Here is a 21,317-nt window from a genome sequence, read left to right as displayed (position 1 = left end):
CTGTTGCCGCTCATGCTGAGTACGTAGGCGCGCTTCCGGTCGCTGCCCGCCCGGGTGCTTCCCGAGCACCGGGTATGGTCCTCGCCGTGCTGGGTGGCGGGGTGGGCGGGAAGGTACGGCAGCGCGGGCGATCGGATCGTGAGCCGGGCGCGCTGCGACAGTGGTTGCTCGGCCCCCGTCCTCGCGGCGGGCGTCGACTCTGGTGGCTGGCCGGGGCGGTGGTCGGTGTTGCCGGCCTGCTGACCTGGGCACTCTGGCCGTCGTCCGCGCCGGAGCCGCTCGCCCGGCAGTACGGCGAGGCCACCGCCTGCCTGCTCACCGACGAGCACGGGGTGACCGGAGCGGAAGCCGCCGCGGTCTGGGCCGGCATGCGGGAGGCGTCCGAGGCGACGCTGACCAAGGTGCAGTTCCTTGAGGTGGACGGCCCGCAGACCGTCGACAACGCCAAGACCTACCTGGCCAGCCTGGTGCAGAGCCGGTGCGACCTGGTGCTCGCCGTCGGCGCCGGCCCGGTGTCCGCAGTGGACGCCGAGGCGAAGCGCTTTCCGAATGCTCGGTTCGCCCTGGTCGGAGGCGGTACGGCCGCGCCAAACGTGTCCCTAGTGGACGCTACGACGCCGCAATCCGTACGGGAGAACGTACGTGCGGTTGTCGCGGCGGTAAAACCCGCCGCTCAGTAGCCCTGGCTTCGCTCTGCGTCGAAGATTTCCTTGACGGCAAGATCCTCGGTGCCGCAGACTCCCGCTGTTCGATTCACCACGGGGGAGGTGGCGGCCGATGCGCCGTTCGGGGAGTCGTGTCCTGATACGGGGCACCTTGCTCATCGCGGTCGTCTTCGGACTCACCGTGGCGCTGCCACCGGGTGCCGTTCGGGCGGGTGGTGACTTCCCGCTGACCTGGCTCTCCTGGCTCACCCAGCGGCCCGCGTGGTCGGCCTGGTCAGCGGCCAAGGCCCTGGACGGGCTGCCGGTCCAGCAGCGGGGAGCGCGGGAATCGCCGACCGGACAGGCATCGGCCGAGTCGACCGACGCGCCGGGCGGTGCAGGTCGCGCCCCGGTCCCGGCCCCCGGCACGCTGCCGCCGTACCAGCCGTACCAGCCGCCGGAAACCCTGAAGACCACCGGTACGAGCGGGTTCGACGCCCAGCGGAGCCGGCGGTTGGCGGCGCGGTCCGATGCCAAGTCGGACCTCTTCTCGAATCCGGACGGCTCGATGACCCGCCGGGTCTACACCTCCCCGGTCAACTTCCGGGCCGCCGACGGCTCCTGGCAGCCCATCGACCCGACCCTGGAGCAGCGGCCGGATGGTCGGCTGCACGCCAGGGCGAACTCGCTCCGGGTCTCCGTCGCCAACCCGGACGCCGGCACCGGCGCACGGGCCCGGAACCTCGCCCCGTCCGGTACGACCGACCCGTCGACGTCGACGGTCACCGGCACCGAACTCGCCCTGCTGACACTGCCGACCGGCGAGACGTTCGGCTACGGCCTCGACGGCGCCGCCGACGTCACCCCGGTTGTCGACGGTGCCGTCGCCACGTACCCGGAGATCCTGCCGCTGACCGACGTCGAGTTGCAGTCGATGGACACCGGCCTGAAGGAAACCCTGGTTCTCAAGTCGCCGGACGCGGCCTCGTCCTGGGTGTTCCCGCTGCACCTCAATGGGCTCACGCCGCACCTGGTCGAGACCGGCTCGATCGAGCTGCGCAACGCCGACGACGAAGCGGTCGCCTGGATCCCGCGCGGCTTCATGGAGGACTCCAAGGTTGACCCGCAGTCCGGCGCCCCGCTCCAGGGCCCCGTGACGTACGAGCTGATCACGCTGGACGGCGGCCAGCCGGCGCTGCGGGTGACCGCCGCCGAGGCGTGGCTGCACGACCCGGCCCGGGTCTACCCGGTACGGGTGGACCCCACCGCGGCGATCGCCACCAACGCCGACGTCTTCGTCGACGACGACTCCGACACCGCCAACACCGACGGCGACAACCTGGCGGTCGGCACCTACAACGGCGGTGGGGTCAAGGCCCGTTCGTTCCTTGCCTTCGACCAGTGGGGCAACGACGGGCTCAACGGGCTGCGTTACACGGATGCCCAGCTCAAGCTCTTCCTGACCTGGGCTTACAGCTGCACCGAGCATCGGCCGTTCTCGGTGCACCGGGTCACCGGGAACTGGCAGGTGATCGACCTCGCCTACGGCGGCTTTCCCGGGCCGACCCTCTCGCCGAGCGCGATCGGCTCGTTGGAGGTCAACGATCACTACCCGGCCTGCCAGAACCAGGCCGCCCACCGGAACGTGGGCGAGTGGGTCACCGTACCGCTGGAATCCGATGTCTTCAGTGACTGGGCCACCGGTGGACTGAACCGGGGACTCGCCCTGGTCGCCTCGGAAACCGACAGCAACGCGTGGAAGCGGTTCACCTCGGCGAACCCGTTCAGCGGGGCCCTTCGGCCGTACCTCCAGTTGGAGGTCGCCGCCAACGGTCCGCCGCAGATCAACGGGCGGTACCCGGACAACAACGCTGTCGTGTCGACGTTGACCCCGGAACTGCTCGCCCGTGGTTACGACGCGGACGCCTGGCCGAACAAGGGGCTGACCTACAACTTCACCGTCGGGGACGCGGCCACCGGGGCGACGATCGCCGAGTCCGGTTGGACCACCGCCGCGTGGACCGTGCCGGCGGGCAAGCTCGCCTGGAACAAGCGTTACCTCTACACCGTCCAGACCTTCGACAAGGCCGGCTACAGCCAGGTCGCACCGCCGTACGCGTTTACCACCTCGGTGCCGCAACCGCAGCTCACCGGCAACCTGGCGCAGAACTCCGGCCGGGGATACGACCCGAGCATCGGTAACTACACGACCTCGGCGACGGACGCGGCCATCAGCACCGTCGGCCCGTCCCTGGCGGTCACCCGCAGCTACAACAGCCTGGACATCCGCCGGACGGGCGCTTTCGGCACCGGCTGGTCCAGCGTGCTGGACGTACGCGCGACGCAGGTGAAGGACGTCGCCGGTTCGGTGCAGACGGTGCTGGTCACCTATCCGACCGGGCAGGACGTGGCCTTCGGGCGTAACGCCGACGGCAGTTTCACCGCGCCGTCGGGCCGGTTCTCCACCCTGAAGGAAACCAAAAACGCGGGCGGCACCCTCACCGGCTACACCCTGACCGACAAGGACGCCTCGGTCTACACCTTCGGGCAGGCGGCCGGGCCCGGCGTGTTCAAGGTGACCGGCATCGCCGACGCGAACGGCCGACAGTTGTCGTTCACGTACGACGGTGCCGCCCAGTTGCTCCGGATGACCTCCGCCTCGGGTCGGTACCTCCAGTTCACCTGGGCCACCCCGGCCGGGTCGGCGTACCCGCACGTGTCCCAGGTGACCACCAACCCGGTCATCGCGGGCACCCCCGGCAGCGCCGACACCTGGACGTACGGCTACGGCGCGGACGACCGGCTGACGAGCGTCTGCCCGCCGGCCGCCGGCAGCCAGTGCACGACCTACCAGCACGACTCCACCTCGCAGTACGCGAACACGGCGCTCAACGTCGGGCCGTACTCGTACTGGCCGTTGGACGAGGCGCCCGGTGCGTCGGTCGCCGCCAGCAGGGTCCTGGCGAACGCGGGCGTCGACAACGCCCGGTACAACAACGTGACCCTGGGGCAGCCGGGTGGCCGACCGGGGTCGACCGCCACGACGGCCGGCTTCAACGGCACCTCGTCGTACGTGCAGTTGCCCGGCAACCTGATCGCCGACGGCCAGTACCAGTCGGTGTCGATGTGGTTCCGCACGACAACCACCGGCGGGGTGCTGTTCAGCTACAACGGCGCCCCGGTGTCCAACGGCACCACCGGGGGCAACTACACGCCCGCGCTCTACATCGGCAGTGACGGCAAACTGCGTGGCGAGTTCTGGCAGGACTTCACCACTCCGATCACCACGGACGTCGCCGTCAACGACGGTGCCTGGCACCACGCGGTGCTCTCCGGTGCCGGCGACTCGCAGACGCTCTACCTCGACGGTGTGGCCAAGGGGTCGCTGAGCGGCACGATCAACATCGCGGCTCCCGGTGGCGCCAACCATGTCAGCATCGGGGCGGGCTTCATGGGTGGCGGCTGGCCGAACCACCCGAGGACCGGCTTGCCGGCGGTGGCGACGTACTTCAACGGTTCGATCGCGGGTGTCTCGATCTTCAACCAGGCGTTGACCGGGTCGGCCGTGTCCGCCCTCTACACGGCCGGTACCAGGGCGCATCCCGTTCTGTCGAAGGTCATCCGGCCGTCCGGCGGGGTGACCGCCGAGGTCGCGTACGACAAGGTGACCGGTCGGGTCGCCACCGTCACCGACGAGAACGGCGCCGTGTGGACGATGGGCGCCCCGGCAGTCAGCGGCAGCAGCGCCGTGTACGCGGCGTCGGTGCTGGGCGGAAAGCCGACCGACTACTGGCGGCTGGGCGAGACGGACGCCACCGACGCGGTCAACGAGGTGCAGGGCGGCAAGGCGATCTACAACGGCGTCACCCTCAATGCCGACGGCCCGTTCGCGGACAGCAGGGCGGCGGCGTTCGACGGCGCATCGTCCCACCTGCGGCTCCCCGATGATCTACCGGTCGGCGACAACTCGATCGAGCTGTGGTTCTCCACCACCCAGGCCGGCGGCATCCTCCGGTCCTCGCAGGCGTCGGCCATCGGTCAGACCCTGTGCCCCTGCCGACCCACGCTCTGGATCACCAGTGACGGCAGGCTGCGCGGCCTGGCCCCGGCCAGCACCCCGACCGGTCCGCTCCGGGCCGGTCAGCCCGGCAAGTGCGTCGACAACGACGCTGCGAGTACGGCCGACTCGAACCCGATCCAGCTCTACACCTGCAACGGCAGCCCGGCGCAGAACTGGTCGATCTACCCGGACGGGACTGTCCGTACCTCCGGCAAGTGCCTGGACCTGCTCGGCGGCGCCACCGCGGACCTCACCAGAGTCGTGCTGTTCACCTGCAACGTGTTGCCGAGACAACAGTGGGAGCCGTACAACGGCGGTCTGCGGAACGTGTTGTCGGGGAAGTGCCTGGACAATCCGGCCAATTCAACCGTGAACCGGACCCCCTTGCAGATCCTGCCCTGCAACGGAACCCCCGCGCAGCAGTGGGCCCTGTCGCTCGGCTCGTCCGCGCCGGTCAACGACGGCGAGTGGCACCACGCGGTGTTGACCAGCAACGCGAACAGTCAGGCGCTCTACCTGGACGGGGTCCTGGTGGCCGGCTCGACCGGATCGGCGGTGCTGACCCGGGCCGCGCAGCAGTTCGCGTACGCCGGAGCCGGCGCGACCGGCACCGGCCTGTCCGGACTGACGCCCAACACGACCGCGTACTTCGACGGTCGGATGGCGGAGTTGGCGTACTACCCCAGCCAGTTGACGGCGCAACAGGTGGCGGCCCATTTCGAGGCGTCGAAGCAGACCACTCCGGTGGCGATCACGCTGGTCTCCGGGGTGGCCACGACCATCTCGATGCCGGTGTCCACGGTGGCGGTGACCGGTCCGACCGGTGAGAAGACCTCCTACAGCTACGACCTGGTCAACGGCAACCGGATCGTCGCCCAGACCGACGGCCTGGGCAACACCACCAAGTTCGGGTACGACGTCGGCGGTTACAGCAGCCTGGTCTACGACCCGCGTGGGGTCTGGACCCAGGACCTCCAGGACGTCCGGGGCAACACCAAGCAGAAGATCACCTGCCAGGACCAGACGACGAACAGGTGCTCGTCGATCTACTACACCTACTTCCCGGACGCCACCAGCACGAACCTGTCGCCGGACGCGCGCAACGACCTGCTGCTGGAGACCCGTGACGGGCGCTCGGCGTCGGCGACCGACAACACCTACCTGACCAAGTTCGGCTACGACGCCAAGGGCAACCAGACCACGATCACCGACCCGCTCGCGCGGGTCACCGCGACCACGTACACCGATGGCACGACGACGGCCGCCTTCGGCGGTGGGATCGCGCCGGCCGGGTTGCCGACGACCGTGGTCACGCCGGGCGGTGCCAAGCAGACCGTCCGGTACTACAGCAGCGGCGACGTCGCCGAGGTGATCGACCCGACCGGCAAGATCACCAGGTTCACCTACGACGGCCTCGGTCGCCGGCTCACCGAAACCGAGATCACCGACACCTACCCGGCCGGTCTGACCACCACGAACACCTACGACCAGCAGGGTCGGCGGGTGACGCAGACCGAGCCGGCGGTGACCAACCGGGTCACCGGCGCGGTGCACACGGCGAAAATCACCACCGGGTACGACCCGGACGGCAACATCCTGTCCGAGACGACCGCCGACCTCACCGGTGGTGACGCGTCCCGGACCGAGACGCACGTGTTCAACGGCTACGGGCAGGAAACCTCGGTCACCAATCCGGTCGACGAGACGACCAGCTTCCAGTACGACACGTACGGCAACGTGGTCAGGGAGACCGAGCCGGACGGCGGGGTCACCACGAACGCGTACGACACCGCGGGCAACCTGCTCAGCACGACGGTGGTCGGCTTCACCGGCGACCCGAACGACCCGAGCCCGGCACAGGACCTGGTCATCGTGACGAAGCAGTACGACCCGGCCGGCCGGCTCGCCACCGAGACCGATCCGATGGGCTGGACGACGTCGTACACGTACACCGACAACGGGCTGGCCGCGAAGACCATCCGTTCCGACGGCAGCAAGACCTTCGTGGTCGAGGAGAACACCTACGACGCCGCCGGCAACGTGGTGCGGCAGGTGACGAACAACGGCGTCACCGTCAACACCTCGGTCTACGACGCGGCGAGCCGGCAGATCTCCTCCACCGCCGACCCGGCCGGGGTCAACCGGACCACGACCCTCACCCACGACCGCGACGACAACGTGGTCAGGACCGTCGAGTCCGACCCCAGCGGGGTGCTCGCCCACTCCGACGCGATCTACGACTTCGGCGGCCGGCCGGTTGCCGAAACCACGTACCAGACGAACCTGCTGGTCCCGGTGGCTCGGTGGAAGCTGGACGACGGCAGCGGCACGAAGGCGGCCGACGCGGCGGGCAACAGCCCCGGCACCGCCTCCGGCGGGCTCACCTGGTCGACCGAGCGCGGCGGCGCCGCCGTCCTCAACGGCACGAACAGCGGGATCAAAGCCCAGGGTCCAATCGTGGACACCTCGCGCGCCTACACCGTCTCCGCCTGGGCGAAGCCGACGACGATGACCACGGAGGGCTTCGTCGTTCTGATGCCGGGAGCGATCGGAAGCTCGGCGTTCAAGCTCTCGTACGTCCCGGCGACGAGCGTCTGGAACGTCTCGCTGTCCTACCGGGACGTCAACGGCACCAACGTCTTCATCGGCGGCAGCACACCGGCCGGCTCGGTACAGATGAACGCCTGGAGCCACCTCGCCGTCACCGTCGACCCGGCCACCAGCTCGGTCAAGCTGTACGTGGACGGCGTCGTCCAGGCGACGATTGCCCTCACCAAGCCGCTCAACAACCAGCCCACCGTCACCAACATCGGCACGGACTTCGCGTCCTCGTGGTTCAAGGGCTCGATCGACGACGTGCAGGCGTACCAGAAGGCGCTGACCCCGGCGGAGATCGCGCAGGTGTTCGCCGGCACCGCGCCGGCCGCCGACGCCGGGGTCATCCGCAGCTCGGTCGCCCTCGACCAGGACGGCAACACGAAGTCGAGCACCGACCCGAACGGCAACACCACCACCTTCTCGATCGACGAGGAGGGTCGTACGGTCAAGACGACGGCGCCGGCCGCGATGGCGGAGTCGGCGACGCTGGGTTCGGCGTTGGCGAACGCCGTCTCCTGGGTCGGTTACAACACCTTCGGCGAGCAGACCGACAGCAAGGACCCCAACGGCAACTGGTCGGTGACCGGCTACGACCGGGCCGGACGGGCGATCTCGCAGCGGTCGCCGAGTTACACCGCGCCCGGCTCGTCCACCCCGATGGTCGCCGAGACCACCACCGAGTACGACGACCTCGGGCAGGTCACCCGGACCACCGACCCGCTCGGCAACAGCACCGAATACGAGTACGACCAGCTCGGGCGTACCTCGAAGGTGATCGCGCCGAACGACGGCGCCAGTACGTTCACCTACGACCTGATCGGTGACCCGTTGTCGCAGACCGACCCGTCCGGGGCGGTCAGCACCTCCACCTACGACTACCTGGGCCGGCAGCTCACCTCGACCGAGGTGGTCCGCCAGGACGGCACCAACTACACCACCACCTACTCGTACGCGCCCGGTGGTTGGTTGTCGCAGGTCAAGAGCCCGTCGCAGGTGACCAGCACGACGACGTACAACGCGCTCGGCGAGACGTTGACGGTGACCGACGGCGCGAACAACGTCACCGGGTACAGCTACGACGGTGTCGGGCGGCCGACCCGGACCACGATGCCGGACGGCACCTACCGCGCCACCACGTACGACCTGGCCGGGCGGGTGACCTCGAACGCGTCGTACAGCGCGGCCGGGACGATGCTCACCGCGGACTACAGCTTCTACGACCGGGCCGGAAACGTGGTCGGGGCCAAGGACGGCCGGGGCACCACAACCAATTTCGAGTACGACGCGACCGGCATGCTGACCCGGGAAGTCCAGCCGATCTCCGGGTCGGATTCGATCCAGACCACCTTCGGGTACGACCTGGCCGGCAACCGGACCCGGTTCACCGACGGGCGGGGCGGGGCGTTCCTCACCACGTACAACAGTTGGGGTTTGCCGGAGTCGCAGATCGAGCCGGCGACGACCGCGCACCCGTCCCCGGCCGACCGGACCTTCACCGTGACCTACGACCTGGCCGGGCGGCCGGTCTCCCAGGTGATGCCCGGCGGCGTCTCGGTGACCAGCAGCTACGACGAGATGGGACAGGTGGAGCGGCAGGTCGGCGCGGGTGCCGAGGCGACCGCCGCGGACCGGGTCTTCGACTACGACATGTCCGGCCGAATGACCTCGTTCTCCGGACCGGGCGGCGCGAACACCCTCACCTACGACGACCGTGACATGCCGCGCACGATCACCGGCCCGGTCGGCAACTCGACCTTCGGCTACAACCCGGACGGGCAGCTCGCCTCGCGGGTCGACGCCGCCGGTAGCACCTCCTACGGCTACGACGGCGCCGGGCGACTGGCGTCGGTCGCGAACCCGACCGCCGGCGTGCAGCTGACGACCATGTACAACACCCTGTCCCAGGTTTCGAAGATCACCTACGGGGGCACGGGCAACACCCGCAACTTCAGCTACGACGGCCTGCACCGGCAGCTCGCCGACGAGCTGAAAACCCCCGGCGGTACGTTGATCGCGCGGGTGGCGTACGGCTGGGACGGCAACGACAACATCGTCTCGAAGTCATCCTCCGGTTTTGGCCCGTCGGTGTCGAACACGTACAGCTACGACCTGGCCGACCGGTTGACCTCCTGGAACAACGGCACGGCAACCACCGTGTACGCGTACGACAAGGCCGGGAACCGGGTGCAGAACGGCAGCAAGCTGTTCACGTACGACCAGCGGAACCGGTTGCTGACGGCCGACGGGGCGGGTTACGCGTACACCGCTCGGGGCACGCTCGCCTCGGTCGGTGGCGTGACGACTGCGACTGACGCGTTCGGGCAGGTACGTTCGCAGGGCTCGGCGTCGGGCGCGCGGACGTACGACTACGACGCGCTGGGTCGGGCGGTGCAGTCCGGTTTCGCGTACGCGGGTCTGGGCAACGACCTGGCCTCGGACGGCACCACGACCTACACCCGTGATCCTTCGGGCGGCCTGTTGGGTACGGCGTCCGGCGGGACCCAGCGGTTGTCCTGGACGGACCTGCACACCGATGTGATCGGCCAGTTCACCGCCACGGGTACGGCGTTGACGGGCTCGTCGACGTACGACCCGCTGGGCAAGGTCCTGGCGCAGGCAGGATTGATCGGCGGGCTCGGTTACCAGTCGGAGTGGACGGACACGGCCACCGGCCGGGTCAACATGCACGCCCGCTGGTACAACACCGACACCGGCCAGTTCGACACCCGCGACACCGCGTCGAACTCCCCGGTCCCGGACTCGATCACCGCCAACCGCTACCAGTACGGCGACGCGAACCCGTTGACGATGACCGACCCAACCGGTTACTGGCCCAACCCGCTGAAGGCGATCGGCAAGAAGGTCTCCAGCGCGGCGAAGGCCGTCACGTCGGCCGTTTCGTACGTCTACACCGCGGCGAAGACCGTTGCCACGGTGGTGGTGAAGGCTGCGGTGTCGGTGGCGAAGAAGGTCGTGTCGGTGGCGAAGAAGGTCGTCACCGTCGCGAAGAAGGTGACCAAGAAGGTCGTCAAGGCGGTCAAGAAGAAGGTCGAGCAGGGCCGCAAGTACGTGGCGAAGAAGGTCGACCAGGCGAAGAAGGCAGTCAAGAAGACCGTCAGCGTGGTCAAACAGGCCGGTAAACAGATCATCGCGAAGGCGGCGCGTCCGCTGGTGGTGGCGGCGACCGCGTTGAAGGACTCGTTCTCGGCGGTGAGTAAGTGGGCGGCCGCGAACAAGGACACGCTGTTGGAGTTCGCCGCGATCGGCGGCGCGATCCTCGCCGGCATGGCCTGCACGGCGGTGACCGCCGGTGTGGGTGCGGTGGCCTGCATGGTCGGCGCGGGCGCGTTGATCAACCTGGCGAAGGACGCGGCGCAGGGTGACATCCACTCGATGGGCGACGCCCTGGGGTCGTTGGGTACGGGTGCGCTGTCGGGTCTTGCCGGTGGTGCGGGTGGGTTGTTGGCCGGTAAGGCCGCAGCGGCGGTGGGTAGTCGGCTGGGTTCGGGGTTGCTGGGTCGGTTGGCGACCGAGGCGACGGAGAACGGTGTCGACGAGGTCCTGAACCAGGCGTTCACGACGGGTCGGATCGATCCGAAGAGCGCCCTGGCCGGGATGGTGCCGGGGCTGAGCCTGCTCAACCGCAAGGGTGGCGGAGGAGTGCCGTCCGGGTCCGGTAAGTCGTCGGGCCCGGCTGGCGCAGGGTGCGTGCCGAAGCACAGCTTCGATCCGGCGACGCCGGTGTTGATGGCGGATGGTTCGACTCGGCCGATCGAGGACGTGAACGTCGGTGACCGGGTGGTGGCGACCGATCCGGAGACGGGGGTGTCGCTGGCCAAGCCGGTTACCCAGTTGCACCGCAACACCGACAAGCAGTTGACGGATGTCACGGTGACCCGGGTCGAGGACAAAAAGAGCCCGAGCAAGTTGGGTGTGAAGGTTGCGGCTGCGGTTGCCGGGTTGGCCGCTGCGGTGGTGTTGCAGACGACGGCATATCACCCGTTCTGGGACGAGACGACCGACACCTGGGCCAACGCCTCCGAACTGACCGTCGGCCACGAACTCCGTACGGCCGACGGGGACAAGGTCGTTGTTGCCAAGGTCGACAACCACACCGGCCTCAAGGAGATGCGCGACCTTACGGTTGCCGACATCCACACGTACTATGTGGCGGCCGGCGTGGAGTCGGTACTCGCGCACAATGTCGGTGGTGAGCGTCGCGGTGATGGAGCGTCCTGCGGCGGTGGTGGTGGTGGTGAATGGGCTGACCCGAACGATATCAATTTCTCCCAACGAACAGCCTCGCCAAATAGCTATGCTGATCAGATGAGGTCAGGTGAGTGGGACTGGAACCGCCCAGGCACACCGCTGCGGGTGATGGATGTTGATGGCCAGCTGGTAAGTTACGACAATCGGCGACTGGACGCGGGTCGAGAGGTTGGTGCGCCGGTGCGGATCGAGCGCGTTAATCCAGGCGACCCATTCCCGGATTCGACGACGGGGAAGACTTGGGGAGATAAATTCAGAGAACGTTTCAATGATCCGCGCAACAAGCGAGCGGGTGGCGTTGTGCCACCGCAAGGTCTATACGATCGCCCTGACACAACTGGAAGACGGTGAGTGCCGATGTCGATTGTGGATTTATGGTTATCGGGCTGCCTGCCCATCAAAAGTGGATTGTATCGTGCAGACGGCGTGGCTAGAGCGGTACGAATTGGCTCCGGGCAGCCGAGCGACCTGGAGCTACTTGATTCCTTCTCTCTCGATGCCGTCCTCGCGGCGGACCCTGAATATGTGAGCCGCGTCGACATCACTCTGGAGTGCGAGTTGCGTGATGGCTCGGGCTATCTCGTCTGTGGTGAGGGCTCGTACGGTTCGGAGGGATTCTTTGGGCAACTTGACGTAGATAGGCGCCTTGTTTGGGTCGTATATTTGGAGGACAGTAATCCCTTTATTGACGTGGTGGTCGAATCGACCTCTGCGATATTCACGTCGAGCGCAGGCCTGATTGTAAGAGTGTATCTAGACGGCGACCCATTTCACTCGTGACGCGCTGCGCCCTTACTTATCATCCATATATCGCTGATGTGAACGCATCATCGTGAGAGGTTGGCCTCGTCGGAGTAGCTGCGCTCACACAAAATTGGGGCCGATCGTGCGAACTTGGGTGATGAAGCTTCCCCAAGTCGAGCGCTGAAAGACGAGTATGGCCCCACCGGGGTCCTTGGAGTCGCGTACGGCGATGGTGTGCGGTAGTTCGGCGATCTCGACGCAGTCGGTGTCGGAGCCGCTGCGGCTGGACTTGCGCCAGACCACGTCACCGAGATCCGCAGCGACCATCAGGGCCTCACTCTCGCTCGTGCTCCGTTGCGATGCGCGCAACGAACTCCACCGACCTGGACGGGCTGAGCGCCATCCTCGCCAGCTTATCCGCCGCACGGCGGAAGGCATCCACCTGCGCGGGCTCCTCCAGGAAGAGACTCGACATCCTGTGCTCCAGGTGCACGACGGCCGGATCACGAACGAAGTCCAGGATGACGAACGGTCCGTCCACACCGATGTGCCCGCCGACGCCGAACGGCAGCACAGACAACGTCACGTTCGGCCGCTCGGCGGCCTCGATCAGGTGACGCAGTTGCCGGACCATCACCCGTGGCCCACCCAGCACCCGACGTAGGGCCGACTCGTCCACGATGACGTGCAGTTCGGGTGGCTCGTCGCGGGACAGGATCGCCTGCCGGCCGAGTCTCGCCGCAACCCTGATCTGGGCGTCCGCATCCGGTACGTCACACGCCCGCATGATCGCCTTGGTGTAGTCGGGAACCTGGAGCAGACCGGGCACGAGCATCGGCTGCCAACTGGTGATCCTGATCGCCTCGGTTTCGAAGCGGATGAACGTACGTGACCAGGGCGTCAGCCCGGAACCGTACGTCTCCCACCAGCCTCGGTCCTTGCCGCGTTCGGACATCGCGAGCAGGCGCTTGCGTTCGTTACCGATGACGCCGTAGATCACGAGTAGCGAGGCGACGTCCTCGGGCGGGATGCCCTGCTGGCCGGTCTCCATCCGGGACAGTCGGGACGGCTGCCAGCCGAGCTGCGCGCGCTGACCGCCGCACCGGTCAGGCCCTTGGCCTTGCGCAGTTGTCGCAGCTCACCGCCGAGTCCACGACCGACAACGGTCGGTGCGTTCTGCTTCGGCATGTCCGCTCGCCTCCACCTCGGGGTATTGACATCCGTACGCCAGAAAGCCAACCGAATCGCTAATGGCGGTGACAAGCAACCCCTTGGCGATCATCTGTGCGAGAAGTGTCAACAGGAGCGATCTCAAGCCGTACCGCTACGTGCCGACCTGGGCCCACCCGTACGACCCGGCGGACTCGCCGGGACCGATCGAGTCGGTGCTGGAGCGGTTCCGGCGCGGCCGTCCGGAGGAGCCCGAGCCGAGCGAGGCCGAGATCGAGGCCGGCAGGTACACGATCGTGCTGGTGCCGCCCGAGGCCGCCGAGGTGATCGGCTACGACCGTACGGATGTGGGGTTGCGGATGTTCCGGAACGGCGACTGGGACCACAACCCGAGCGACCTGGACGAGGCGGCCGACCTCATCCAGCAGGCGTGCGGCGAGCCGGTCACCCTGGTCGAGCACCACTCCGACCTGACCTACTGGAGCGCCCGACTACGTCCGGCCGCCGGTTAAAAAGGCGGTTCATCCCATCGGGGTGATGCGGGAGCAACGTCCGCCGGGTCAGGCTGACCCTGACCCGTAAGCGCGCTACGGGGTGGACGGCCAAGGGCGGAGGGAGGCGGATGGGTGGACCGGACGGGGGAGTACTTCGCGGGTCCGGCGCGGCAGCGTATCCACCTGCTGCCCCGCGACTTCTCGGCGACCGTACGCCTCGATCTGAGCCGGCCGGACGGGATGACCCGGTGGTATCTGACCGTCAGTGAGCACAGCATCTCGGTCTGGCCCGGCGGTGAGCGGGAGGCAGACTGCGTGCTTTCGTCCGACGGCGCGGTCTTCGACCGCCTCGTGGCGGGGGGCGACATCACGACGGCGACACTGCGCAACGAGGTGACGTACATCGGGTCGCAGCGTGCCCTGATCTATTTCGAACGCCTGCTGCCCGGACCACCCGGTTCGCGCGGCCCCGAGCGGGTGTCTGTCGGCAGAGCCGGACGGCACCACGTCGAGGGCGGCCAGAATGACGCAGTCTGACCAAATCAACATCTTGGAGGGGCTGACCTACATCGTCAGCGACCGGAGTGGTGACGTGGATCCGGCCCCCGGTGACCCGGACGGGCTGTACTTCCTCGACACCCGGTTCCTGTCCAAATGGGTTCTGACGGTCAACGGGGAGCGCCTGACCCCGCTCTCCGTCGACGATTTGCAGTATTTCGAGGCGCGATTCTTCCTCGTACCCGGTCAGCCCACGCACTATGTCAACACCACCCTTTCGGTGATCCGCCACCGCTCGATCGTGGCCGGCTTCGAGGAGGAGCTGACGGTCGTCAACAGCAGCGGTACGCCGGCCGAGATGACGATTCGGCTGGACGTGGCGAGCGACTTCGCCGACGTCGACCGGATCAGCCTCCCGGAGGTGCACGACGATCCGCGACCGGAGAAAAAGGGACACTTCTATCACGAGTCCGGTGACAGGCATCTGCACCTGTGCTACGTCCGCAAGGATTTTCACCGGTCGACCCTGGTGCGATCCAGTGAGTCGGCGGAGATCGACCAGGACGGGATGACGTTCGCCGTCACCATTCCCGGACAGGGGAAGTGGACCACCCGGCTGCGGGTGATAACCGACATCCGGGCGCCGGGTCGCGAGGACGTCGCCGGTGGGGCAGCCCTGATTCGAAAGACGAAGGAGGGGATGCGGGAGGAGTTGGACCAGTGGGTCGACCAGGCGCCTCGACTGGAGTGTGACTACGAACCCCTCGCCGAGGCGTACCGCCGGAGCCTGGTCGACCTGGCCGCGTTGCGGATTCCGGGGCTCGACGGCATCGGCCCGATCCCGTCCGCCGGTCTGCCGTGGCTGAACACGGTGGTCGGCCGACAGAACATTTTCACCAGCCTGCAAACGCTGCCGTACCTGCCCGAGTTGGCCTCGACCACACTGCGGACGTTGGCGACCTTTCAGGGGTCGAAGCTGGACGACTTCCGGGAGGAGGAACCCGGAAAGATTCTCCACCTGCTCCGCTGGAACGAGGCCGCCGCCTTCCAGGAAACCCCGAACGCCCGCTACTTCGGCTCGGTCGACGCGACGCCGCTGTTCGTCGTGCTGCTCGATGAGTACGAACGCTGGACCGGCGACGCCGAGCTGGTCCGCGAGTTGGAGAAGGAGGCTCGTGCCGCGCTCCACTGGATCGACGAGTGGGGCGACCTGGTCGGCGACGGTTACCTCTGGTACCAACCGCCCCGGGCATCGGGCAAGGAGCCCAACCAGTCCTGGAAGGAATCCGAGCGGGCGATCTGCTACGCCGACGGCAGGCTGCCCGGTTTCCCCCGGGCCACCTGCGAGGTGCAGGGCTACGCGTACGACGCGAAGGTGCGCGGTGCCCGGCTGGCCCGTACCTTCTGGGGCGATCCGGCGTACGCCGACCGACTCGAACGCCAGGCTGCCGAGCTGCGGGAACGGTTCAACCGGGATTTCTGGCTGCCGGACCGGCGGTACTACGCGCTCGCCCGCGAGGCCGACGGCAGCCGGGTGGACGCGCTCGCGTCGAACCTGGGACACCTGCTCTGGAGCGGCATCGTCGAGCCGGACCGGGCGGAGTCCGTGGTCGAGCACCTGCTCGGGCCCCGACTCTTCTCCGGCTGGGGAGTGCGCACGCTCGCCGCCGACGAGGCAAAACACAATCCGGTCGGTTACCACGTCGGCGCCGTCTGGCCGTACGAGAATTCGATCATCGCCGAGGGCCTGCGCCGGTACGGGTACGCGGCCGAGGCGGGCATCCTCGCCCAGGTGACGTTCGAGGCCGCGCGCTACTTCCAGGGGCGGCTGCCCGAGGCGTTCGCCGGCTACGACCGTGAACTCACCACCGCTCCGGTGCGCTATCCCACCGCCACCAGCCCCCAGGGGTGGTCGGCGGGCGCGGTGCTGTCGCTGCTGCGTACCGTCCTCGGCCTGGAGGCGCACGCGGATCACCTGGTGGTCAAGGCCGCCGTGCCGCCCGGCCTCGGGCAGATCGCCCTACTCCACGTACGCGGACCGTGGGGCATGGCAGACGCACTCGGCCGCCCCACCGCCTCCGGCCCGTACTCCTGACGGCCCGGCCGTGCTGTCTACCCGGTGACGGCCGGTACGGGTACGCCCAGCACCGCCTGTTCGTCCGGCCGGTGTACCAGTACGTCGGCCAGGAACGACTGCACCGCCGGGGCCAGTCCCACGTCCCGCCCGGCCTGCTCGGACAGCCGCCACCGGTGCTCGATCACCTGCACGAACAGCTCGGCCGGCTCCAGTTTCTTGCGCAGGTGAGCCGGCACCGCCCGTACGACGGGTTCGAAGACCTCGGTCAGCCAGCGGTGCGCGGACTGTTGCTCGTCGGACAGGTCGCTCTCGGCGCGGTACGTGTCCAGGTCGTTGAGCAGGCGCCGGGCCTGGTTCTCCTCGGCGTCGAGCCCGGTCAGCCGGAGCAGTCGCCGGCTGTGGTAACCCGCGTCGACCACCTTCGGCCGGACCAGGTACCGCCCATTGTCCACAAGGGACATCGCCACCTCGGCGACGTCGAAGCCCATCTCGTTCAGCCGCCGGATCCGGCCCTCGATGTCGTGCCGGTCGTCCCGTTCCACCTGCTGCTCGTACGTGACCTCGTGCCACAGTCGCTCATAGCGCTCGACCACCTGGTCGGCGACCTCCTCCGGGTCGATCGCCTCGTGCAGCAGTCCCGCCGCCTGGAGGTCGAGCGCCTCGCCGAAGATGTTCACCCGGGCGATCTCGATGTCCTCGCCGCGCTGGCCGTTGGAGAGCTTGGTGCGCAACGCCCCGGTCTCCGCGTCCACCAGGTAGGCGGCGAACGCACCGGCGTCCCGCCGGAACAGGGTGTTCGACAGCGAGCAGTCACCCCAGAAAAAACCGGTCAAATGCATCCGTACGATCAGCGCCGCGAGCGCGTCCAGCAGTCGTGTCATCGTCTCCGGGCGCAACGTGTGCGAGAACAGCGCCCGGTACGGCAGCGAGAACTGTAGATGCCTGGTGATCAGTACGGGATCCAGCGGCTCGCCGGCATCGTCCTGCCGGTCGGCGACGATCGCCACCGCCTGCACCGACGGAAAGTCGATCCGTTCCAACGCCCGGAGCAGGTCATACTCCCGCTCGGCAACCCGCTCACCGGTCTCCTTGACCGCGTACACGGTGTTGGCGAGACGTACGAAACGTACGATATGCCGGGAGATACCCTGCGGAAGTGCCACCAGATGGTCGGCCGGCCACTGCTCCAGCGGCGTCGACCACGGTAGATCGAGCAGCGCCGGATCCACGAGGGCCGAAGTAATCCGCACGCCCCCAGCATGCCGCCTCCACCCCCCACCCCCACCCCCACCGTGTCCCGTCACACACCCACCCCACCCCGCGCCGCCCCACTCGGGTAGAGAAAGCGTGGCCTTACCACCACTCCTTCCCGGTAATTGTGCGGATCTTGGGGGGAGGGGATGGAGGGTGCGTGCGTGCGGGAGGGGGTGCGGTGGGGCGGGGTAGCGTGGGCGGGTGCGAGAGAGTGGGCGGGGGACCGGAACGGTGCGGCGGTCGGGGCTGCGGCTGCGGCGGGTGTATCCGGGCGGCTGGTGGTTCGACGTTCTGCTCCTGATCGGCCTGGCCGGAATCACCCTCGCCCTCGCCAACGGTCACCTGTACGGCGTCGACCAGTCCGTACGTGAGTGGAGCGACAACCATCGGCCCGATGTCGCCTACTGGGTCGCCCGGGTGTTCAACTTTCTCGGGCAGGGTGGTGCGCTGCTCACCCCGGTCGCCGCGATCCTGGCCATCGCCACCGGCCTGCGGTCCCGCTCGATCCGGCCGCTGCTCGTCGTCGCCGCCGCGTTCGTCGCCACGTACGTCACCGTCGGGCCGTTCAAGATCTGGACCGACCGGGCCGCTCCCAGCTCCGAGCTGCCACCCACAGAGTCGGTCAAGATCTTCAACAGCCACCTGCCGGTCGACGAGTACAGCATGTCCTACCCGTCCGGGCACGTCGCCAACGCCATCGTCTGGTACAGCGTGATCTCCCTGCTCCTGGTGGCGCTGCTGCGTGCGCTGGGCCGACCGGACCCGCCCGCGGGCCTGGCGCTGGCGATCCGGATCGTGCCCACGGCGATCGTCTTCTGCACCACCACCTACCTGAGCTTTCACTGGATCACCGACAGTGTCGCCGGGCTCCTGCTCGGCCTCTTCATCGACCGGCTGATCACCCGGGTGCCGTGGGACGACGTTCCGTTGCCCGGCCTGCCGCGCAACGTCGACCGACCCGGGGTGTTCACCTCCGCCTCCTAGGCTCCGGCCCATGGAGCAACAGCGGTTGCCAACAGTGCTGGACCGGCGACTCGGCGTGCCCGACGCGGTGGTCATCGGACTCGGCTCGATGCTCGGCGCGGGCGTCTTCGTGGTCTTCGCCCCGGCGACCGCCGCCGCCGGCAGCGCCACCGGCCTGCTGATCGCGCTCGCGATCGCCGGCTTCGTCGCCTGGTGCAACGCGACCAGTTCGGCCCGGCTCGCCGCCCGTTATCCCGAATCCGGCGGCACCTACGTCTACGGGCGGGAGCGGCTCGGTGACCTCGCCGGTTTTCTTGCCGGCTGGGCGTTCGTCGCCGGCAAGACCGCGAGTTGCGCCGCGATGGCGCTCACCGTCGGCGCCTACCTCTGGCCGGGGCAGGCCAGAATCGTCGCGGTGGTTGCCGTACTCGCCGTCACCGCGGTCAACCTCGGCGGCATCGCCAAGACCGCCCGCGCCACCCGCTGGCTGGTCGCGGCCACCCTCGTGGTGCTCGGCACGGTCGCGATCATCGGTCTCACCGCCGGGTCCGCCGACCCGTCCCGGCTCACCGACACCGCCGGCATCAGCGGGTACGGCGTACTCGGCGCCGCCGGGCTGCTCTTCTTCGCGTTCGCCGGATACGCCCGGATCGCCACCCTCGGCGAGGAGGTACGCGACCCGGAGCGGACCATTCCCCGCGCGGTGCCGCTCGCACTCGGCCTGGTGCTGCTGATCTACCTGAGTCTCGCCACGATCAGCCTGTCGGTGCTCGGCGCCGACCGGCTCGCCACGTCGTCGGCCCCGCTGGCCGACGTGGTGACCGCCGCCGGCCTACCCGACCTCACCCCGCTCGTACGCGTCGGCGCGGCGGTCGCCGTCACCGGCGTACTGCTGGCCCTGGTCGCCGGGGTCGGCCGGACCATGCTGGCGATGGCCCGCCGCCGCGACCTGCCCGGCGCGCTCGCCGCCGTACACCCCCGTCACCGGGTCCCGCACCGGGCCGAGTTGCTGGTGGCGGGAGTGGTGATCGTGCTGGTCAGCCTCGGCGACCTCGCTACGGCGATCGGCTTCTCCAGCTGCACCGTGCTGGTCTACTACGCGATCACGAACGCGGCGGCCCTCACCCTCGGCCGTGACCCGAACCGCCGTCTCCCCGTACAAGCCCTGGCCGCCCTGGGCCTGGTCGGCTGCCTAACCCTCGCCGCCACCCTCCCCCTCACCAGCGTCCTGTCCGGCCTGGCCATCCTCACCCTCGGCGCCCTGACCCACACCCTCCTAACTCGGAACTAGACCTACCTCCTCCTTCCTCCCGACAAGGGCCGCTCCACCTGAACGCGATCTAGGGCAAATGGTTGCTAGTTGATCTCTATTAGCAACCATTTGCCCTAGATCGCGGACTGGGTGGAGCGGGGGGGAGGGGGGAGGGGCGGGGGGTTATGGGAGCCAGGTGCCGGCGCGCATTACGCGGAGGACCTGGAGGTTTTCGTCCAGTTCGACCAGGTCGGCGCGGTGGTTGGGGATGAGGGCGCCCAGGTGGTCGCCGAGGCCGATGGCGCGGGCGGGGGTGGTGGAGGCCATCCGGCAGGCGTCGGACAGGGTGATTCCGGCCTCGACGGCGCGACGCAGGGCGGCGTCCATGGTGAGGGTGCTGCCGGCGATGGCACCGTCGCGGGCCAGCCGGGCCGCCTGGTCGGCCACCACGACGGCCTGCCCGCCCAGCTCGTACTCGCCGTCGGGCATGCCGGCGGCGGCCATCGCGTCGGTGATCAGGGCGGACCGGTCCGCACCGCCGACGGAGGCGGCGAAGTGCAGCGTGCCGTCGTGCAGGTGGAGGCCGTCGGCGACCAGTTCGCAGACCACGCTCGGCGCGCCGAGCAGTGCGAACACCGGGCCGGGTTCGCGGTGGTGCGGCGAGCGCATGCCGTTGAACAGGTGGGTGGCGACGGTCGCCCCGGCGTTCACCGCGGCCACGGTCTGGGCGTACGTGGCGTCGGTGTGCCCGACCGCGGCGACCACGCCACGGTTGACGAGCAGCCGGATCGCGTCCAGCGCGCCGGGACGCTCCGGGGCGATGGTGACCATGCGTACGGCACCTTCGCCGGCCTCGATCAGCTCGGTGAGTTCGTCGAGCGACGGGTCGCGCAGGAACTCCGGGTTCTGCGCCCCGCACCGGACCTCGGACAGGTACGGACCCTCGAAGTGGACACCGGCGAGCACCCCCTCCTTGACCAGCGGGGCGTACGCGGAGGTTGCCTGCTGCATCAGCTCGGCCGGCGAGCTGACCAGGCTGGCCAGCAGGGTGGTGGTGCCGTGGGAGAGGTGGAATTCCGCCGCCGCACGGGCTTCGTCCGCGTCGCCGGTGGTGAAGGTGTGCCCGCCGCCGCCGTGGGTGTGGATGTCGACGAAGCCCGGCACGATCCAGTTCCCGTCCCGGATCGACGGGTACTCGGCGACCGCGGTGATCCGTTCGCCGTCGAGTTCCACACACCCCTGCCGGATGACCCCGGTCGGGGTAACCACCTTGCCAGTCACGCGTTCCGTCACG

Annotated in this window: 12 protein-coding genes and 1 pseudogene; 8 read left to right on the top strand and 5 right to left on the bottom strand. The window is 68.5% G+C overall.

Going from position 1 to position 21,317, the window contains the following annotated elements; genetic code table 11:
- Nucleotides 1–74: 74 nt before the first annotated feature.
- The 3 genes from OG792_RS31395 (at nt 75) to OG792_RS31385 (ending at nt 12,351) form a co-directional block, all read left to right on the top strand.
- Entirely contained in the window at nt 75–680 is a 606-nt protein-coding gene (locus OG792_RS31395; RefSeq protein ID WP_329105021.1) for a hypothetical protein, read from the top strand.
- 136 nt (nt 681–816) lie between these two features.
- A complete protein-coding gene (locus OG792_RS31390) occupies nt 817–11,922 on the top strand; it encodes a LamG-like jellyroll fold domain-containing protein (RefSeq protein WP_329105020.1) in 11,106 nt (3,701 codons plus the stop codon).
- Between the two features lie 6 nt (nt 11,923–11,928).
- Entirely contained in the window at nt 11,929–12,351 is a 423-nt protein-coding gene (locus OG792_RS31385) for a hypothetical protein (RefSeq protein ID WP_329105018.1), read from the top strand.
- 84 nt (nt 12,352–12,435) lie between these two features.
- On the opposite strand, the gene OG792_RS31380 is transcribed toward OG792_RS31385, so the two are convergent.
- The 3 genes and pseudogenes from OG792_RS31380 to OG792_RS31370 all read right to left on the bottom strand — a co-directional run.
- Nucleotides 12,436–12,642, bottom strand: coding sequence for a DUF397 domain-containing protein (locus OG792_RS31380; RefSeq protein ID WP_329105016.1), 207 nt, complete (start codon nt 12,640–12,642; stop codon nt 12,436–12,438).
- Nucleotides 12,643–12,649: 7 nt separating this feature from the next.
- Complete coding sequence (locus OG792_RS31375) at nt 12,650–13,270, bottom strand: DUF5753 domain-containing protein (protein ID WP_329111552.1); 621 nt, start codon at nt 13,268–13,270, stop codon at nt 12,650–12,652.
- A gap of 18 nt (nt 13,271–13,288) precedes the next feature.
- A pseudogene (locus OG792_RS31370) lies at nt 13,289–13,387 on the bottom strand (helix-turn-helix domain-containing protein); the annotation flags it as partial.
- Nucleotides 13,388–13,571: 184 nt separating this feature from the next.
- On the opposite strand from OG792_RS31370, the gene OG792_RS31365 reads away from it, so the two are divergent.
- The 3 genes from OG792_RS31365 to OG792_RS31355 all read left to right on the top strand — a co-directional run bounded on the left by OG792_RS31365 (nt 13,572) and on the right by OG792_RS31355 (nt 16,572).
- The gene (locus OG792_RS31365; RefSeq protein WP_329105014.1) at nt 13,572–13,997 is read left to right on the top strand and encodes a hypothetical protein; all 426 of its coding nucleotides are present in this window, start codon (nt 13,572–13,574) and stop codon (nt 13,995–13,997) included.
- Between the two features lie 114 nt (nt 13,998–14,111).
- Nucleotides 14,112–14,516, top strand: a complete 405-nt coding sequence (locus OG792_RS31360; RefSeq protein WP_329105012.1) for an SCP2 sterol-binding domain-containing protein — start codon at nt 14,112–14,114, stop codon at nt 14,514–14,516.
- The gene (locus OG792_RS31355; protein ID WP_329105010.1) at nt 14,503–16,572 is read left to right on the top strand and encodes an amylo-alpha-1,6-glucosidase; all 2,070 of its coding nucleotides are present in this window, start codon (nt 14,503–14,505) and stop codon (nt 16,570–16,572) included. The genes OG792_RS31360 and OG792_RS31355 overlap by 14 nt, the downstream gene beginning before the upstream one ends.
- 17 nt (nt 16,573–16,589) lie before the next feature.
- Here OG792_RS31355 and OG792_RS31350 read toward each other — a convergent pair whose 3' ends face one another.
- Nucleotides 16,590–17,804: a DUF4032 domain-containing protein gene (locus OG792_RS31350; RefSeq protein ID WP_329105008.1), complete on the bottom strand. Its 1,215-nt coding sequence runs from the start codon at nt 17,802–17,804 to the stop codon at nt 16,590–16,592.
- Nucleotides 17,805–18,009: 205 nt separating this feature from the next.
- Here OG792_RS31350 and OG792_RS31345 point away from each other — a divergent pair, with 205 nt between their 5' ends.
- On the top strand, nt 18,010–18,792 hold the full coding sequence (locus OG792_RS31345) for a phosphatase PAP2 family protein (protein ID WP_329105006.1): 783 nt from the start codon (nt 18,010–18,012) through the stop codon (nt 18,790–18,792).
- A gap of 10 nt (nt 18,793–18,802) precedes the next feature.
- Nucleotides 18,803–20,062, top strand: coding sequence for an APC family permease (locus tag OG792_RS31340; RefSeq protein WP_329105004.1), 1,260 nt, complete (start codon nt 18,803–18,805; stop codon nt 20,060–20,062).
- Between the two features lie 144 nt (nt 20,063–20,206).
- Here the strand turns inward: OG792_RS31340 and nagA are convergent, their stop codons facing one another.
- Nucleotides 20,207–21,316 carry an N-acetylglucosamine-6-phosphate deacetylase gene (gene nagA / locus OG792_RS31335; RefSeq protein WP_329105002.1) on the bottom strand — a complete coding sequence of 370 codons (1,110 nt, stop codon included), beginning with the start codon at nt 21,314–21,316 and terminating at the stop codon, nt 20,207–20,209.
- Nucleotide 21,317 lies beyond the last annotated feature (1 nt).

Origin of the sequence: Micromonospora sp. NBC_01699 (assembly GCF_036250065.1) — a bacterium.
Classification (GTDB): domain Bacteria; phylum Actinomycetota; class Actinomycetes; order Mycobacteriales; family Micromonosporaceae; genus Micromonospora_G.
This window is presented reverse-complemented; position numbering and strand designations above follow the sequence as displayed.